The following is a 13,260-nucleotide window of genomic DNA, read 5'->3' as shown; positions in this document are numbered from 1 at the left end:
GACCCATGACGCTCGACACCACGCGCCGCACCTTCCTCAAGGCCACCGCCGCCGCAGCGACCGCTTCGGCAGCCGGCATTCAAATGGCGACCCCGGCGGCCGCCGCTGACAACTCGATCCGTTGGGACAAGGCAGCCTGCCGCTTCTGCGGCACGGGCTGCTCGGTTCTGGTGGGCGTCAAGGATGGCCGCGTCGTCGCCACCCAGGGCGACCCCGAGGCCCCGGTGAACCGCGGCCTGAACTGCATCAAGGGCTATTTCCTGTCCAAGATCATGTACGGCCAGGACCGCCTGACCTCGCCGATGCTGCGCAAGACCAACGGCGTCTATGACAAGAACGGCGAATTCACCCCGGTCTCGTGGGACGAGGCCTTCGACATCATGGCCGAGAAGTGGAAAACCACGCTGAAGGCCAAGGGCCCCGAGGCGATCGGGATGTTCGGCTCGGGCCAATGGACGGTCTGGGAAGGCTATGCCGCCGCCAAGCTGATGAAGGCGGGTTTCCGCTCGAACAACATCGACCCGAACGCGCGTCACTGCATGGCCTCGGCCGTGGCCGGTTTCATGCGCACCTTCGGCATCGACGAGCCGATGGGCTGCTATGACGACCTCGAGCATGCCGACACTTTCGTGCTCTGGGGCTCGAACATGGCCGAGATGCACCCAATCCTGTGGTCGCGCCTCACCGACACCCGCCTGACCAAGCAGGGCTGCCAGGTGCACGTGCTCTCGACCTTCGAGCACCGCTCGTTCGAGTTGGCCGACAATGGCATCATCTTTAAGCCGCAGACCGACCTCGCGATTCTCAACTTCATCGCCAATTACATCATTGAAAACAACGCGGTGAACTGGGACTTCGTGAACAATCACGTCAACTTCGCCAAAACCCAGACGAATATCGGCTACGGCCTGCGCCCGACCCACAAGCTTGAGGAAGGCGTCGATCCGAAGACCACCGGCAAGATGGAGGGGATCGACTTCGAGGCCTACAAGGCGATGGTCGCGGACTACACCCTTGATTACACCGCCGAGCTGTCGGGCGTGCCGAAGGACAAGCTGCTCAAGCTCGCCCAGCAATATGCCGACCCGAACCGCAAGGTGATGTCGCTCTGGACGATGGGCTTCAACCAGCACGCCCGCGGCTCGTGGGTCAACTCGCTGATGTATAACGTGCACCTGCTGGTCGGTAAGATCTCGGAGCCGGGCAACTCGCCCTTCTCGCTGACCGGTCAGCCCTCGGCCTGCGGTACCGCGCGCGAAGTGGGCACCTTCGCCCACCGTCTGCCCGCCGACATGGTGGTGACGAACGAGGATCACCGCAAGCACACCGAGGAAATCTGGGGCCTGCCGGAAGGCACCATCCCCGAAAAGATCGGCGCCCATGCCGTGCTGCAGAACCGCCTGCTGAAAGACGGCAAGATCAACGCCTACTGGGTGCAGTGCACCAACAACATGCAGGCCGCGCCGAACATGAACGAGGAAGGCTGGCCGGGCTATCGCAACCCGGAAAACTTCATCGTCGTGTCCGACCCCTACCCGACCATCACCGCGATGGCCGCCGACCTGATCCTGCCCACCGCCATGTGGGTTGAGAAGGAAGGCGCCTATGGCAACGCCGAGCGCCGCACCCAGTTCTGGCGCCAGCAGGTTGCCGCCCCTGGCGAGGCCAAGTCGGACGTCTGGCAGCTGGTCGAGTTCTCGAAGCGCTTCACCACCGATGAGGTGTGGCCGGCCGAACTGCTCGACAAGAAGCCCGAACTGAAGGGCAAGACGCTGTACGAAGTGCTCTTCACCAACGGCGTCGTGGACAAGTATCCGCTGACCGACACCTACGCGGGCTTCGACAACGACGAATCCAAGGACTTCGGCTTCTACCTGCAAAAGGGCCTGTTCGAGGAATACGCGATCTTCGGGCGCGGCCACGGCCACGACCTTGCGGATTTCGACACCTACCACCAGGCCCGCGGCCTGCGCTGGCCGGTCGTCGGCGGCAAGGAAACGCTCTACCGCTTCCGCGAGGGCTACGACCCCTACGTCAAGGCTGGCGAGGGCGTGAAGTTCTACGGCCAGAAGGACGGCAAGGCCAAGATCATCTTCGCCCCCTACGAACCGCCGGCGGAAAGCCCGGACGAAGAGTTCAACCTGTGGCTCTCGACCGGTCGCGTTCTGGAACACTGGCACTCGGGGTCGATGACCCGCCGCGTGCCGGAACTGCACCGCGCCTTCCCGTCGGCCGTGGTCTTCATGCACCCCGATGACGCCACCGAGCGTGGCCTCAAGCGGGGTCAGGAAGTCCGCGTGAGCACCCGTCGCGGCTCGATCGTAACCCGCGTCGAAACCCGTGGCCGGAACAAGCCGCCGAAAGGCCTCGTGTTCATGCCCTGGTTCGACGAGAGCCAGCTGGTCAACCAGCTCACGCTCGACGCGACCTGCCCGATCTCGAAAGAGACCGACTACAAGAAATGCGCCGTGAAGGTGGAACGGGTCTAACGCCCGTCCCTCCCTAGGAGACAAGTGATGCCCGCCGCCGTCAAAGCCAAACCGATCGACCGCCGTCGCTTCCTGCTGGATGCTGCGCGCGCTGCGGCGGGCTGCGCGGTGGCGGGCACTCTTCTGGGCGCCTATGCCGGACAGGCTCGCGCCCTTCCGGCCGAGGCCCTGCGCCCGCCGGGCGCGCTGCCCGAGGGTGATTTCCTTGCTGCCTGCATCCGCTGCGGGCTATGCGTGCGCGATTGCCCTTATGACACGCTGGCGCTGGCCGAACTGGGCGAAGGCCCGGCCACCGGCACCCCCTTCTTTACCGCCCGCGACATCCCCTGCGAGATGTGCGAGGACATCCCCTGCGTGAAAGCCTGCCCGACGGGCGCGCTCGACCCCGCGCTGGAGGATATCGGCGAGGCCAACATGGGTATCGCGGTTCTGGTGGACCGCGAGAACTGCCTCAACGCGCTCGGCCTGCGTTGCGACGTGTGCTACCGCGTCTGCCCCGTCATCGACGAGGCGATCACGCTAGACCTGACACATAACGAACGCTCGGGCCACCATGCGATGTTCATGCCGACCGTTCATGCCGACTACTGCACCGGCTGCGGCAAATGCGAGAAATCCTGCGTCCTGCCCGAGGCCGCCATCAAGGTGCTGCCCGAACGCTTGGCCCGCGGCCAGTTGGGCGAGCATTACCGCCTCGGCTGGGAAGAAATGCAGGAAAAAGGCGGCCCGGTGGTCGAAGGCATCATCGACCTGCCCGACCGCCTGCCCGGCCCCGGCACCGACAACCTTGCCGCACCGGGTGGTTTTGAGCCCGCCTTCAAGATGCCGGGGGCAAGCCAATGAGCGAGAAAACCAAACTCCCGACCGGTGCCGAAGCCGTTGCCACCAAGGGCTGGCTGGGTGCACATAAATGGCTGCTGCTGCGGCGCCTGTCGCAGGCGTTCTTCTTGGGCATCTTCCTGATCGGCCCTTGGTTCGGGCTATGGATCGTCAAGGGCAACCTTGCCGGCTCGCTGACGCTCGACACCCTGCCGCTGACCGATCCGCTTGTTCTCCTGCAAAGCATCGTCGCGCGGCACTGGCCCGAAATGACCGCGATCCTGGGCGCGCTGATCGTGCTGGCCGCCTATGCGCTGATCGGCGGGCGGGTCTACTGCTCGTGGGTGTGCCCGATCAACCCGGTCACCGATGGTGCGCACTGGCTGCATGAGAAGCTTGGCGTCCAGAAAGGCTGGCAGCCGAAGAAATCGACCCGCTACTGGCTGCTTGCGATGCTGCTGATCGTTTCGGCCGCAACCGGCACCGTCGCCTGGGAGTTCATCAACCCGATCACCATGCTTCAGCGCGGGCTTGTCTTCGGGATGGGCTTTGGCTGGACGCTCGTCCTAGGCGTCTTCCTGTTCGACCTGTTCGTGTCGCGCCGCGGCTGGTGCAGCCACCTCTGCCCGGTCGGCGCCTTCTACGGCCTTGTCGGCAGCAAGGCGCTGCTGCGCGTCTCGGCCACGAACCGCGCGGCATGCGACGATTGCATGGATTGCTTTGCCGTCTGCCCCGAAATGCATGTCATCACCCCCGCCCTGCGCGGCAAGACCGAGGAAACTCCTCTGATCCTGTCGCCCGACTGCACCAATTGCGGTCGATGCATCGACGTCTGCTCGGTCGATGTCTTCCGCTTCACCAACCGCTTCGACAAGGCCCCTGCTCCGGGCCGCGACGAGGCAGCCCGCAAATCCCCGGCACAGCAAACGCGTGCCGCCTGAGATCCTACGGAGACCAAGCCATGAAAAACGCCATTCTCTTCAGCGCCATCGCCGCGGCCTCGCTTGGGCTCGCCGCCAGTTTCGCAGTTGCCCAGTCCGCGGACACGGTGACCTCGCTGCGCGGCGCGCAGCCTGACCAGGACATCGGGCTTGCCCCGGTCTATCATCAGGAAGAAGGCCGCCAGGACCGCAACTATCGCCAGCAGCCGCCGATCATCCCGCACACGATCGACAAGTACCAGATCGACGTGAAGGCCAATGAATGCCTGGCCTGCCACGACTGGAAGAACGCGGCCGAGCGCGGCGCGCCCACCCTGTCGATGACGCACTATGTCAGCCGCGATGGCGTGCAGACCGATGACGTGGCGCCGCGCCGCTGGTTCTGCAACCAGTGCCACGTTCCGCAGGTGAACGCCCCCGAGCTGGTCCAGAACACCTTCCAGGGCTCCGACAACTAAGGCCGAGGCGAGAGGAACAAGACAATGTCCAACAGCAATCCTTCCGCCCGCCCGGGCCTCATCCGGCGCATGTGGCGCTTCTTCTGGAGCCCGACCGGCGCTGTCTCGCTTGGCGTTCTGCTGATCGTGGGCTTCGTCGCGGGCATCCTGTTCTGGGGCGGTTTCCACACCGCGCTGGAAATGACCAACAGCGAGAAGTTCTGCACGACCTGCCACGAGATGCGCGACAACGTCTACGCCGAGTATCAAGGCTCGGTTCACCAGAACAACAGTTCGGGCGTGCGCGCTACCTGCCCCGATTGCCACGTTCCGAAGGACTGGGGTCCGAAGATGATCCGCAAGATCAAAGCCTCGAAAGAACTTTACGGGCACTTCATCACCAAGTCGATCTGGACGCGCGAGAAGTTCGAGGAAAACCGGCTTCATCTTGCCAGCAACGAGTGGGAACGCATGAAGCGCACCGACTCGAAGGAATGCCGCAACTGCCACAGCTTCGAGTTCATGGACTTCACCATGCAGGAAAACCGTGCGGCGTCGAACCACCAGAAGGCGCTCGACGAGGGCAAGACCTGCATCGACTGCCACCAGGGCATCGCGCACGAGCTGCCGGCGGGCTACCTCGACACCTACCGTGACGTCGTCAAGAAGCTGGAGGCCGAAGGCGCCATCCCGCCGCAGACGCCGAACAACGGCAAAGACGTTGCAGCCTATCTCGAAAAGACGAACTGAGGATTTGCAGGCGATGAAACTCGCATCCGTTCTGGCCACGGGCCGGGGTGAGACCAATCGCCTGCTCTCCGACCTCGCAGCCCGCGCCTCGCAGCGCGGGCTGTGTGTCGTCGGGACGGTTCAGGTGAACCACGATCCGACCGACAGCAAACACTGCGACATGGATGTGCGCGTCCTGCCTGACGGCCCAGTGCTGCGCATCTCGCAATCGCTTGGCACGCAGTCGCGCGGGTGCCGCCTTGACCCTTCGGCGCTTGAGCAAGCCGTGCGCCTGACCGAAGGCGCGCTGGAAAGCGGCGCCGATCTGATGATCGTCAACAAGTTCGGCAAGCATGAAGCCGAGGGCCGGGGCTTTCGCGAGTTGATCGGCACCGCGCTGATGCGCGGTATTCCCGTGATCGTCGGCCTGAACGGTCTGAACGCCGAGGCCTTCGCGGAATTCGCGGGCGCCTTCGCAGAACACCTCGACCCGAGCGGCGACGCCATGAACCAATGGCTGGATGACGCCTGCGCCAAAAGCCCCGAGCGCCGCGCGGTTTGATCCGCCGGCGCCCGAAAGCTTATGCTTCTGCCATTACCCCTTCCGGCTGCTTCGCGCCGGTCATGAAGGCAACCGCATCCGACATCGTGTAATCCTTGGGATTGATCACGCAGAGCCGCTTGCCAAGGCGATGCACATGAATGCGGTCGGCCACTTCGAAGACATGCGGCATGTTGTGGCTGATCAGGATGATCGGGATACCGCGCGAGCGCACATCGAGGATCAGATCCAGCACCTTGCGGCTTTCCTTGACGCCAAGCGCGGCGGTCGGTTCGTCAAGGATAATCACCTTCGAACCGAAGGCCGCTGCACGAGCCACGGCGACGCCCTGCCGCTGCCCGCCCGAGAGGGTCTCGACCTTTTGGTCGATGTTCTGAATGGTCATGAGACCCAGCTCATTGAGCTTCTGCCGCGCGAAATCGCGCATCTTCCCATGATCGAGTGCGCGGAACAGCGACCCCGCGATGCCTTCCTTCCGGATCTCGTGGCCGATGAACATATTGTCCACGATCGACAGAGCGGGTGACAGGGCAAGCGTCTGATAAACCGTAGCAATCCCGGCATTCTGGGCTTCGAGCGGCGACGCGAAGGCGACCTCTTGGCCATCCAGGCGAATTTCGCCGGCGTCCGGTTTGATCGCACCCGAAAGGGCCTTGATCAGCGAGGACTTGCCCGCCCCGTTGTCTCCGATAACAGCCAGGATCTCACCGGCCATCAGGTCGAAGTCACAATTGTCCAGCGCGGTGACACGGCCGTAGCGCTTTACCAGTCCGCGGGCCTGAAGGATGGGTTGGGTCATGCCGAAACCTTTCTGATCCACTGGTCGATGGCGACCGCAAGAATGATAAGCCAGCCGATTGCGAAGACCTGCCAGAGCACGTCCACACCTGCCAGGCGCAGACCGGATTGGAAGACGCCCACGATCAGGGCGCCGAACAGCGCGCCAAGGATCGAACCGCGCCCCCCGAAGAGCGAGATCCCCCCGATCACAACAGCGGTAATCGACTGAAGATTGCCGTCATAGAATGCTTGGGGAGAGATGGAGCCAACCCGACCGATCGAGGCCCAGGCCGCGATTGCACAGATCAACCCGGAGAGTGCGTAGACCGAAAGCAGAGTGCGATCCGTTCTGATCCCCGCCAACTCGGCGGCATCCTTGTCGTCGCCCACCGCATAGACATGGCGCCCCCAGGCCGTCTTGTTGAGCATGTACCATAGGACAAGAAAGATCAGCACCATCAGCAACGAGCCGTAGGTCAGTCGCGCCGAGCCGATGGCGATCGTTTCACCGAAAAGCTTGAGCAATGGCGCATTGGCGTCGATATCCTGGCTGCGGATCGACTGCGCGCCTGAAAGCCAAAGGTTCAGAGCATAAAAGATCGACCAGGTCCCGAGCGTCGAGATGAACGGCGGAAGCTTGATCTTGGTGACGAGGAAGCCATTCATCAGCCCTGCACCGGCACCGCCAGCGAACGCTATCAGCAACGCGATGCCCGACGGCACGCCCGAATATACCGCAAGGTTACCCGCGATGACCGCCATCAAGACCATGATGGCAGCGACTGACAGGTCGATACCCGCCGTCAGGATGATCAGCGTCTGCGCGGCGGCAAGAATGCCGATGATCGACACCTGCTGCATGATCAGCGTGAGGTTGAAGGCGGAGAAGAACTTGCCTCCGGCGATCACCCCGAAAGCGGCGATTGAGACCAGAAGGACGATAACCGGCACAAGCGTGGGGTTGCCGTGAAGCAGATGCTGCAAGCGCTCAACCGGGGATTTTGCGCGCGTTTCAAAGCTCGCGACGCGGGTGTCGCTCTTGTCGAGCACCTGCTCGAAATCCTGCCCCTTGCGGGGTGGCTGCGATGTATCGGTCATCGTATCCTCATCAGGTTGTAGAGGAATAGGGGGAAGAGAGGCGACAGTCCGCCCCTCTTCAATTAGGGCGTTAAGGGATTAACCCCAGCACTTCTGCAGCGCTTCTTCCGAGGTGATCGAGGGAATGCCCTCAATCGGCTGATCGGTCACCAGCTCGACGCCGGTGTTGAAGAAGTCCAGACCTTCGGTGTTCTGCGGCTTGGTGCCATCGGCTGCGAATGCCGAGATCGCTTCGATGCCTTTCGACGCCATAAGAAGCGGGAACTGCATAGAGGTTGCGCCGATCACCCCTTCCTTGACGTTCTGAACGCCGGGGCAACCACCATCGACCGAGACGATCAGCGCCTGACTTTCGAGGCCGACGGCCTTGAGCGCCTCATAGGCACCGGCGGCGGCAGGCTCGTTGATCGTGTAGACGACGTTCACGCCCGAATCCTTCTGGAGAAGGTTCTCCATCGCGGTACGACCGCCCTCTTCGTTCCCGTTCGTCACGTCATTGCCGACGATGCGCGGATCGTCCTCGTCGCCGATGTCCTTGGGATCCTTGATGTCCACGCCAAAGCCCTGAAGGAAGCCGTTGTCGCGCAGATAGTCGACCGAGATCTCAGACGCGTTCAGATCGAGCAGAGCGATCTTGGCGGTCGAGGTGTCGCCCATCTTGGCTGCCGCCCATTTGCCGATCAGCTCGCCGGCAAGGAAGTTGTCGGTCGCGAAGGTCGCATCGGCCACATCGGCGGGCTCGAACGGGGTGTCGAGCGCGATAACCAGCGCACCGGCTTCGCGGGCCTTGCCAACGACAGGCGCCAGAGCGCGGCTGTCGGACGGGGTGATCAGAATACCCTTGGCACCAGCCGCAATGCAGCTTTCAACGGCGGCAACCTGGGTTTCGACATCGCCGTCGATCTTGCCAGCATAGGTGTTGAGCGTGATCCCCATCTCGGCGGCCTTCGCCGAAGCACCTTCTTTCATCTTCACGAAGAAGGGGTTGGTGTCAGTCTTGGTGATCAGGCAAGCAGTCGTCCCTTCGGCATAGGCACCACCGGCCATAACGCCAAGCCCAAGCGCGGTTCCAAGCATCAGTTTTTGCATGATGTCCTCCCAAACATCTGTGTCGGCAGCAATCGCCGGAGTGCAGTGAAGAAACTCCGAATCTCGCCTCCTGTCAATAAGTAAATCAACTTGATTTATTAATTAATCGCTGCCACTTTCTTTCTCGGGATAGTCGTGATTAAGGTCGGCACCATGGAAATGGACAAGGTCAGAAGCCTGAGCGGCGGCGTGAATCAAAGCGGAGTGCGCGCCTATAACGAGCGCCTGCTGCTGACGACCTTGCTGCGGCACGGCGCCCTGCCCGGCAGCGACATTGCTCGGCGCACGGGGCTTTCTCCGCAGACGATTTCTGTCATTCTCCGCAAGCTTGAAGGCGACGGGCTCCTCGTTCGCGGCGAAAGCGTCAAGGGCAAGGTCGGAAAGCCTTTTGTGCCAATGGCGATCAATCCTCAGGGCCTGTTTTCCTACGGAATGAAGATTGGTCGACGCAGCGCAGACCTGCTGGTGATGGATTTTCAGGGCAACATCCGAAAGCAGCTGCACACGCGCTATAACTACCCGATGCCGACCGAGGTCTTTTCGTTCCTGCACGAAGGCATTCAGGAAATCGAAGCCGCGATGACGTCTGACGAGGTCAGCCGCATCTGTGGCCTGGGAATCGCCGCGCCTTTCGAAATGTGGAGTTGGCACGAACAGGTCCGCGCGCCCGAGGCCGAGTTCCAGGTCTGGCGCGAAATCAGCTTCGCCGAGGAAGTCGCTCGCTTCTCACAGCTCCCGGTCTTCGTCGTCAACGACGCCACTGCCGCCTGTCGGGCCGAACATATGTTTGGCCGTGGCAAGGAATTCCGCGACTACGCCTATTTCTTTCTGGCGGCCTTCATCGGCGGCGGGGTCGTGCTCAATCACTCGGTCTACGAAGGCTATCAGGGCAATGCTGGGTCGCTCGGATCCCTGCCGAGTCGCCGCGATGACGGAAGCGAGTGCCAACTGCTCGATCGCGCATCGATCCACCTGCTCGAAAGCAGCCTTATCCAAAACGGGATCGACCCGGACAGGCTTTGGCGAGTGCCGCAGGATTGGTCGAGCCTGTCGGAATGGGTAGCCCCCTGGCTTGAGCAGACCGCTGCCGCACTGGCCCATGCCAGCCTGACCACCTGCGCCGTGATCGACTTTGAGGCGATCCTGATCGATGGCGCCCTCCCCCCGGATGTCCGCGAGCGCCTCGTTGCCCGCGTTCGGGAACGCGTGTCCAGACTGGATACGCGGGGCATCATCATCCCCGCGATTGAGGCCGGTATGATTGGCGCCAATGCCCGCGCGATCGGTGCCGCCAGTAGCCCGGTAATCGCGCAATTCCTGCTCGACACCAATGCAGGTCTGGCCGAAGCCTAAGCCCTATTTCATCTCGCGCACGGCGAAGTCGATCAGCGCGCGCACCTTACGCGGCAGGACCGGGCCATCAAGGTAGATCACATTGAGCGGGCGGCGCGGGGTCTCGAAGTCAGGCAGCAATGCCACGAGGCGCCCCTGCGCCAGATCGTCCGCCAGAACGAAATCGGGACAGAACGCGACCCCGCACCCTGCCAGCGCCAGATCGCGCGCGGCACGTGCACTGTTCACGAGAAAGCGCCCCTTGACCTCTACCGGGACAACCTGGGCACCGTCGAGAACCTCCCACCGGGCCGGAAACGCCCGGTTCGTGTCCAGGATGCAGGCGTGCTTGGACAGATCGGCTGGCTCTTCGGGGGCCGCGTTGCGTGCCAGATAGTCGGGAGAGGCGACGATCCGGCTGCGAACCTCAGCCAACTTGCGCGCCCGAAGGGCGGACACTCGCGGCGCGCCGATGCGGAAGGCAAGGTCGATCCCCTCGGTCGCCAGATCGACATAGCGATCGCTTAGCCGCAGGTCGATGATCAGATCGGGATGGGGTTCGGCAAACCGGCGCAGCATATCCTGCAGGAAAACCTCACCGAATGTTACCGGCGCCGAGACCCTCAGGATGCCGCTTAGCCCCCGCCCCTCTTCACCCAGCCCCGCGACCAGATCGTCAAGCTCATCCAGAAGCGCAGGCGCGCGCGACAGCAGATCCTCCCCCGCCGGGGTCAGCCCAACCTTGCGCGTCGTGCGCTGCAACAGCCGCACGCCAAGGCGCTGTTCAAGTTCGGCCACATATTTCGACGTCAGCCGGTTCGACACGCCCAACCGCTCGGCCGCCGCGGTGAACGACCCGGTCTGCGCAGTCGCGACAAAGGCCCTGATCCCTTCGAGCAGATCCATACATTATCCATTGCGAACAAAATGGCGATAGTTATTCGCCATCATCGTCATTTCGTTGTCAAACGCAATAGCGCATCTTCCGGTCATCACGAATGACACCCCCGGCAAGCCGGGACGACACAAAGGAAGAGAAAATGAACATCGCAATCATCGGAACCGGAAACATCGGCGCAGGTCTCGCGCGGGTGCTTGGCAAAACGAAACACGGCGTCGTGGTCGCAGACCGCGAGGGCGGTCAGGCCGCCGCTGACAAGCTCAAGGCCGACGGCGTGAGCGCGCAGGCCGCCGACGTGGCGACCGCCATCAAATCGGCCGAAGTGGTGATCCTGGCCACGCCCTACGGCGCCTCGGCCAAGATCGCGGCGGAAGCGGACCTGAACGGCAAGATCGTCGTCGATCTGTCGAACCCGGTCACCGAGGATTTCTCGGCGCTGCAACTGGGCCATACGACCTCGGCCGCCGAGGAAATCGCCCGCCTCGCGCCCGGCGCGAAAGTGGTCAAGGCCTTCAACACGGTCTTCGCGCAGCATTACGCAGGCGATCTGAAGATCGGCGACGCGCCGATCCAGACCTTCGTCGCCAGCGACGATGCCGAGGCCAAAGCGACCGTCACCACCCTCGCGACCGATGCAGGCTTTGAGGTCCGCGACGCGGGCGGCCTGAGCAATGCCCGCTACCTCGAACCGCTCGGCTATATGAACATCCAGTTCGGCTACATGCTCGGTCAAGGCACCGGCATCGCTCCGAAATGGGTCGGCTAATTCAGGACAGGAAACAGACCAATGATCGACCTCAAGCTTGCCCCCTACGCCGCACTGCTGCTGCGTGTCACCACCGGCGCCCTTTTCCTTTACCACGGGCTTGTGAAGCTCTTCGTCTTCACCCCCGCGGGAACCGCTGGCTACTTTGAATCCATCGGCCTTCCCGGCGCACTTGGCTATCTGACCATGCTTGCCGAGATCGGCGGCGGCCTTGCGCTGATCCTTGGGATCGCGGCGCGCTACGTCTCGGCCGCGCTGGTGCCGGTGCTGCTTGGTGCGGCCTTCGTCGCCCACTTCGGCAATGGCTTTGGCTGGAGCAACCCGGGCGGCGGCTGGGAATACCCCGCGATGTGGGCGCTGGTTCAGGCTGCGCTTGCCCTTCTGGGGGATGGCCCTTACGCCCTTTACCAGCTGCGCCGCCGCTGAGACAATACGCCCGCCGCATCCCCTGCGGCGGGCCTACCGCCAGGAGGAACAGAAGATGAGCGTTGCACAGAAACTTCAGGCCCTGAAAGACAGCCTCAAGGCCTCGGACCGGATGCCGGTCGTCTTTCTTGGCCACGGCAGCCCGATGAACGCGATCGAGGATAACGATTACGCCCGCAGTTGGGCCGCCCTCGGTCGCAGCCTGCCCCGCCCGCAGGCGATCCTTGTCGTCTCGGCGCATTGGATGACCCACGGCACGACACTGGTCGATGTCTCGGCCATGCCGCGCACGATCCACGATTTCTACGGCTTCCCGCCCGAGCTTTACGCCCAGAGCTACCCGGCCGAGGGCAGCCCGGAAGTGGCAAAAGAGGTGATCTCGCTACTGGCCAGCCACCATGCCGAGGGCGATGACCGCTGGGGCCTTGATCACGGCGCCTGGTCGGTGCTGACCTGGCTTTACCCCGAGGCCGACGTGTCGGTATTCCAGCTGTCGATCGACATGACCAAGGACATGGATTGGCATCTCTCGATCGGCAAGACCCTGTCCGAACTGCGCAACCGGGGCGTTTTGATCCTGGGCTCGGGCAACGTGGTGCATAACCTGCGCACCATGCGATGGGGCGGTTCGCCCTATGACTGGGCGCAGGAGTTCGACAGCCATTTCGCCACTCGCCTTGGTGAGCGTGACATGGCCGCGCTGGCTGACCGTCAGGGCCTTGGCCCGCTGTTGCAGATGGCGCATCCGTCGCTCGATCACTACCTGCCCGCGCTGACGATCGCGGGGGCATCGGACGACCGTGACCAGTTGATCTTCATGAACGAAAGCATCGATATCGCCTCGGTCTCGATGCGCAGCTTCGTGTTCTACTGAGCAACCGGCAGGCGGCG

14 protein-coding genes are annotated in these 13,260 nt (G+C 63.0%); 10 read left to right on the top strand and 4 right to left on the bottom strand.

Annotation, left to right across the window (positions count from 1 at the left end; all coding sequences use genetic code 11):
- The first annotated feature begins 5 nt into the window (after positions 1-5).
- The 6 genes from napA to LZA78_RS12575 are packed head-to-tail and all read left to right on the top strand — an operon-like array spanning position 6 to position 5,977.
- Positions 6-2,489 (top strand): nitrate reductase catalytic subunit NapA, encoded by a 2,484-nt coding sequence (gene napA / locus LZA78_RS12600; protein ID WP_233677293.1) that lies wholly within the window; start codon positions 6-8, stop codon positions 2,487-2,489.
- A 27-nt stretch (positions 2,490-2,516) separates the two neighbouring features.
- Complete coding sequence (gene napG, locus LZA78_RS12595) at positions 2,517-3,332, top strand: ferredoxin-type protein NapG (RefSeq protein ID WP_233677292.1); 816 nt, start codon at positions 2,517-2,519, stop codon at positions 3,330-3,332.
- Positions 3,329-4,249: a quinol dehydrogenase ferredoxin subunit NapH gene (gene napH / locus LZA78_RS12590; protein ID WP_233677291.1), complete on the top strand. Its 921-nt coding sequence runs from the start codon at positions 3,329-3,331 to the stop codon at positions 4,247-4,249. Before napG ends, napH begins: the two co-directional genes overlap by 4 nt.
- 20 nt (positions 4,250-4,269) lie before the next feature.
- Complete coding sequence (locus LZA78_RS12585; RefSeq protein ID WP_233677290.1) at positions 4,270-4,707, top strand: nitrate reductase cytochrome c-type subunit; 438 nt, start codon at positions 4,270-4,272, stop codon at positions 4,705-4,707.
- Between the two features lie 24 nt (positions 4,708-4,731).
- The gene (locus LZA78_RS12580) at positions 4,732-5,436 is read left to right on the top strand and encodes a NapC/NirT family cytochrome c (protein ID WP_306798982.1); all 705 of its coding nucleotides are present in this window, start codon (positions 4,732-4,734) and stop codon (positions 5,434-5,436) included.
- Between the two features lie 13 nt (positions 5,437-5,449).
- Entirely contained in the window at positions 5,450-5,977 is a 528-nt protein-coding gene (locus LZA78_RS12575) for a DUF2478 domain-containing protein (protein ID WP_233677289.1), read from the top strand.
- Between the two features lie 19 nt (positions 5,978-5,996).
- Here the strand turns inward: LZA78_RS12575 and LZA78_RS12570 are convergent, their stop codons facing one another.
- From LZA78_RS12570 to LZA78_RS12560, 3 genes are all read right to left on the bottom strand, one after another.
- Positions 5,997-6,776, bottom strand: coding sequence for an ATP-binding cassette domain-containing protein (locus tag LZA78_RS12570; RefSeq protein WP_233677288.1), 780 nt, complete (start codon positions 6,774-6,776; stop codon positions 5,997-5,999).
- Positions 6,773-7,855 carry an ABC transporter permease gene (locus LZA78_RS12565; protein WP_233677287.1) on the bottom strand — a complete coding sequence of 361 codons (1,083 nt, stop codon included), beginning with the start codon at positions 7,853-7,855 and terminating at the stop codon, positions 6,773-6,775. The genes LZA78_RS12570 and LZA78_RS12565 overlap by 4 nt, the downstream gene beginning before the upstream one ends.
- Positions 7,856-7,933: 78 nt before the next feature.
- Positions 7,934-8,944, bottom strand: coding sequence for a sugar ABC transporter substrate-binding protein (locus LZA78_RS12560; RefSeq protein WP_233677286.1), 1,011 nt, complete (start codon positions 8,942-8,944; stop codon positions 7,934-7,936).
- Positions 8,945-9,097: 153 nt separating this feature from the next.
- Between LZA78_RS12560 and LZA78_RS12555 the strand changes: the two genes are divergently transcribed.
- Positions 9,098-10,297 carry an ROK family transcriptional regulator gene (locus LZA78_RS12555; RefSeq protein ID WP_233677285.1) on the top strand — a complete coding sequence of 400 codons (1,200 nt, stop codon included), beginning with the start codon at positions 9,098-9,100 and terminating at the stop codon, positions 10,295-10,297.
- Positions 10,298-10,300: 3 nt separating this feature from the next.
- Here LZA78_RS12555 and LZA78_RS12550 read toward each other — a convergent pair whose 3' ends face one another.
- Positions 10,301-11,182 carry a LysR family transcriptional regulator gene (locus LZA78_RS12550; RefSeq protein WP_233677284.1) on the bottom strand — a complete coding sequence of 294 codons (882 nt, stop codon included), beginning with the start codon at positions 11,180-11,182 and terminating at the stop codon, positions 10,301-10,303.
- A 134-nt stretch (positions 11,183-11,316) separates the two neighbouring features.
- On the opposite strand from LZA78_RS12550, the gene LZA78_RS12545 reads away from it, so the two are divergent.
- Genes LZA78_RS12545 through ygiD form a run of 3 tightly spaced genes read left to right on the top strand, consistent with a single transcriptional unit; the run spans position 11,317 to position 13,243 of the window.
- Positions 11,317-11,943 carry an NADPH-dependent F420 reductase gene (locus LZA78_RS12545; RefSeq protein ID WP_233677283.1) on the top strand — a complete coding sequence of 209 codons (627 nt, stop codon included), beginning with the start codon at positions 11,317-11,319 and terminating at the stop codon, positions 11,941-11,943.
- Between the two features lie 21 nt (positions 11,944-11,964).
- Positions 11,965-12,369, top strand: a complete 405-nt coding sequence (locus LZA78_RS12540; protein ID WP_233677282.1) for a DoxX family protein — start codon at positions 11,965-11,967, stop codon at positions 12,367-12,369.
- 55 nt (positions 12,370-12,424) lie between these two features.
- Positions 12,425-13,243 (top strand): 4,5-DOPA-extradiol-dioxygenase, encoded by an 819-nt coding sequence (gene ygiD / locus LZA78_RS12535; RefSeq protein WP_233677281.1) that lies wholly within the window; start codon positions 12,425-12,427, stop codon positions 13,241-13,243.
- The last annotated feature ends 17 nt before the right edge of the window (positions 13,244-13,260 follow it).

It is taken from the genome of Rhodobacter flavimaris (assembly GCF_021378075.1).
GTDB lineage: Bacteria > Pseudomonadota > Alphaproteobacteria > Rhodobacterales > Rhodobacteraceae > Rhodobacter > Rhodobacter flavimaris.
Note: the sequence above shows the minus strand (reverse complement) of the source record. Positions and strands in the feature narration are given on the sequence as shown.

What these genes read in the sequence shown, in the direction of transcription:
- LZA78_RS12555 (WP_233677285.1), top strand. Translation starts at nt 9,098, where the DNA reads ATGGAAATGGACAAGGTCAGAAGCCTGAGCGGCGGCGTGAATCAAAGC.
- LZA78_RS12565 (WP_233677287.1), bottom strand. Translation starts at nt 7,855, where the DNA reads ATGACCGATACATCGCAGCCACCCCGCAAGGGGCAGGATTTCGAGCAG.
- LZA78_RS12575 (WP_233677289.1), top strand. Translation starts at nt 5,450, where the DNA reads ATGAAACTCGCATCCGTTCTGGCCACGGGCCGGGGTGAGACCAATCGC.
- napH (WP_233677291.1), top strand. Translation starts at nt 3,329, where the DNA reads ATGAGCGAGAAAACCAAACTCCCGACCGGTGCCGAAGCCGTTGCCACC.
- LZA78_RS12580 (WP_306798982.1), top strand. Translation starts at nt 4,732, where the DNA reads ATGTCCAACAGCAATCCTTCCGCCCGCCCGGGCCTCATCCGGCGCATG.
- LZA78_RS12585 (WP_233677290.1), top strand. Translation starts at nt 4,270, where the DNA reads ATGAAAAACGCCATTCTCTTCAGCGCCATCGCCGCGGCCTCGCTTGGG.
- LZA78_RS12560 (WP_233677286.1), bottom strand. Translation starts at nt 8,944, where the DNA reads ATGCAAAAACTGATGCTTGGAACCGCGCTTGGGCTTGGCGTTATGGCC.
- ygiD (WP_233677281.1), top strand. Translation starts at nt 12,425, where the DNA reads ATGAGCGTTGCACAGAAACTTCAGGCCCTGAAAGACAGCCTCAAGGCC.
- LZA78_RS12570 (WP_233677288.1), bottom strand. Translation starts at nt 6,776, where the DNA reads ATGACCCAACCCATCCTTCAGGCCCGCGGACTGGTAAAGCGCTACGGC.
- LZA78_RS12545 (WP_233677283.1), top strand. Translation starts at nt 11,317, where the DNA reads ATGAACATCGCAATCATCGGAACCGGAAACATCGGCGCAGGTCTCGCG.
- napA (WP_233677293.1), top strand. Translation starts at nt 6, where the DNA reads ATGACGCTCGACACCACGCGCCGCACCTTCCTCAAGGCCACCGCCGCC.
- LZA78_RS12540 (WP_233677282.1), top strand. Translation starts at nt 11,965, where the DNA reads ATGATCGACCTCAAGCTTGCCCCCTACGCCGCACTGCTGCTGCGTGTC.
- LZA78_RS12550 (WP_233677284.1), bottom strand. Translation starts at nt 11,182, where the DNA reads ATGGATCTGCTCGAAGGGATCAGGGCCTTTGTCGCGACTGCGCAGACC.
- napG (WP_233677292.1), top strand. Translation starts at nt 2,517, where the DNA reads ATGCCCGCCGCCGTCAAAGCCAAACCGATCGACCGCCGTCGCTTCCTG.